The sequence below is a fragment of the Eubacterium ramulus ATCC 29099 genome, assembly GCF_000469345.1.
In the GTDB taxonomy this organism is placed as follows: domain Bacteria; phylum Bacillota; class Clostridia; order Lachnospirales; family Lachnospiraceae; genus Eubacterium_I; species Eubacterium_I ramulus.
Genome location: NZ_KI271086.1, coordinates 1 through 1807 on the forward strand (window position 1 = coordinate 1; position 1807 = coordinate 1807).

The 1807-nt window shown below is 35.3% G+C and carries 3 protein-coding genes; all 3 read left to right on the forward strand.

What is annotated here, in order from left to right:
• The first annotated feature begins 71 nt into the window (after positions 1-71).
• The 3 genes from HMPREF0373_RS01635 (at position 72) to HMPREF0373_RS01640 (ending at position 1522) form a co-directional block, all read left to right on the forward strand.
• Complete coding sequence (locus tag HMPREF0373_RS01635) at positions 72-647, forward strand: hypothetical protein (protein ID WP_021737809.1); 576 nt, start codon at positions 72-74, stop codon at positions 645-647.
• Positions 616-774 carry an HTH domain-containing protein gene (locus HMPREF0373_RS16640; RefSeq protein ID WP_155958131.1) on the forward strand — a complete coding sequence of 53 codons (159 nt, stop codon included), beginning with the start codon at positions 616-618 and terminating at the stop codon, positions 772-774. Before HMPREF0373_RS01635 ends, HMPREF0373_RS16640 begins: the two co-directional genes overlap by 32 nt.
• Positions 775-889: 115 nt before the next feature.
• The gene (locus tag HMPREF0373_RS01640) at positions 890-1522 is read left to right on the forward strand and encodes a DUF3879 family protein (protein WP_021737811.1); all 633 of its coding nucleotides are present in this window, start codon (positions 890-892) and stop codon (positions 1520-1522) included.
• Positions 1523-1807: the final 285 nt, after the last annotated feature.

Below are 1807 nucleotides of genomic sequence, written 5' to 3' on the forward strand. Positions count from 1 at the left end.
GAGTAGAGTGGCAGAAAGTCAGTAGATATAAAGTTATAGATAGATTTATTTATGAACCGTGAGGTGGATTTATGGGAATCTCTTTTTCAAATATAGGAACAGTTGGAAGGGAACAGTTAATTACTTCTGGTAGTAATGGAGAACCAAACTGGTCTTATATTCCATCGAAAGGAAAAAGTACAAGAACGCAGACTGAATTTGTGAGTGAGATTAAGAAACTGGCACAAAAGGCTGCCAATGCTACTGATAAGACAGAACAAGATGCTATTTCAAGGCAGCTATTGCAGTTAAGGGCAGAATATTTGTCAGAGGTTGCACCGGATAGAAAGCAGTTATACCAACAGGCAAAAAGTGCAATGAAAAATCAAAATGCCAATCCAAAATGTAAAGGGATCGGAGAATTAACCTTACTGGATTTTTTGGAACAGGCAGAGGGAAAAAATCAGAATCTTGCAGATAAGCAGATTGCACTGGCAGGAGGCGGAACATTAAATTTCACTATTTTAACATCAGGTGGTTATGGGGTTCAAATTCAGAGTCAGGGTGTGAATGTATTGTTGAATACCGGTGCCGGCTGGGGGTATGAAATGACTCCGGCAGAACTTACAAAAAAAGATGAATTCTATAGCAAAAATGGCTGGTGTTGAGGAAAAAGATATTGACAGGCTTTTAGCCAATCCACCAGAAAAAGTTGAAATCGAAGTAAAATATAAAATTGCTGTGACTGTTATGGAACTGCGATTTTGGCTAAAGGATTGTGAGTTACCTGTATAATTGTGAGGGCACTTAACGGTGAAATTTATTTCTTGGAGATTTATGACGATATATACCATATAACATTGAGTTAATTCTAAACGGATTTTGAATTTATTTACAAGGAGGTTTTTATATGGCAATGAATATCAGCGGATTAGGTAACACGTATAATGGCATCAATACAAATAGCAAACAATATAAGGCTTTGAAAGAAAAAGGCTGGTTAGAAGGAGTAATTCAGAATGAAGCCATGATGTCTCCAGAAGAAAAAATGATATATGAAACATTCGGTGGAAGAGATACCATTATTAATAATCTGATGAAGCAATTTGATTCAGAAGGTGATTTGCTGAATGCAAATGGAGTGGCAGGAATGGATGTTACCGGCAAAGGTACATCGTGGCAGCAACTCACAAGTGTATCTGAGGAATATCGTCAAAAGATGTTTGATAATGTGAAGAAGGAATTTATTCAGGAAAATGGTCTTTCAAATGGTGATACAACGAAGCGTTCAGATATTTTCAAAGATTATCAGTTAAGTGTAAGCAAAGACAAACGGCTAAGTGGCACATGGACTTTAGAGCAATACGAAGGACAGTATAGAGCCGCTATGTATGCAGCAGTGAAATCAGCTAATCCAAATTGGAAACCGGGACAAAAGTTTGATACAAGCATTCTTGATAATGTCACAAGAGAATCAGTGGAATCTACTCTTGTCAAAAATGGTAATAGGTTAGTTCGCAATTCTATTGATGTATCAGTATAAAATTAGGAGATTTAGATAATAACACAAGGGAAGAAGTTGAAAACTTTTCAAAACTTCTGGTAACTCTTTGAAATACATATCAATAGATACGATAATATAAATTATGTTTGTATTTGTTGATAATATCGGAAAAATTGTAAATTTATTTTCTATGTGAATTTTCATTTTTGTAGGGCTGGCATTAGACCAGCCCTTGATTTCATTATAATAGATAAAAAGATATTGAATATATATGCACGGTAAAATGACTATTCGGTAGTGTAAATTATTCTGTGTAAACCTCTC